The organism is Aeromicrobium phragmitis, from assembly GCF_003674095.1.
GTDB classification, from domain to species: Bacteria; Actinomycetota; Actinomycetes; order Propionibacteriales; family Nocardioidaceae; genus Aeromicrobium; species Aeromicrobium phragmitis.
Genome location: NZ_RDBF01000166.1, coordinates 1 through 374 on the forward strand (window position 1 = coordinate 1; position 374 = coordinate 374).

Sequence of the window (374 nt, forward strand, 5' to 3'; positions counted from 1 at the left end):
CATCGCGCAGTCGGTGCTGTCGGGCATCACCGCCCGGCTCGCCGGTGACGCGGGGTATCCACTCAAGGCCCTCATGAACGACGAGCGCCTCCTCGAACTCGTCGACGCCGACGGGGCCGCGCTCTGGCACGACGGCGAGCTGCTCACCATCGGCAACGTGCCTGACGACCTTGATCTGCTCAAGCGGATCGCGGCGGCTGTCCGCACCGACGACAGCCCGGTCGACTCCAGTCACCAGCTCGGCGTTCTCCAACCCGACCTCGCGGAGCGTGATGACGTTCCGGCCGGTGCGCTCGTCGCTCAGATCGGCACCGCCACGTTGATGTTCGTGCGGCCGGAGCTGGTGCGGATCGTCGAGTGGGGCGGAGACCCCC

At 69.3% G+C, this 374-nt stretch carries 1 protein-coding gene; it reads left to right on the forward strand.

From position 1 onward, the window contains the following. A partial coding sequence (locus tag D9V41_RS16795) for a GAF domain-containing protein (RefSeq protein ID WP_208006931.1) occupies window positions 1-374 on the forward strand: 374 nt, incomplete at both ends.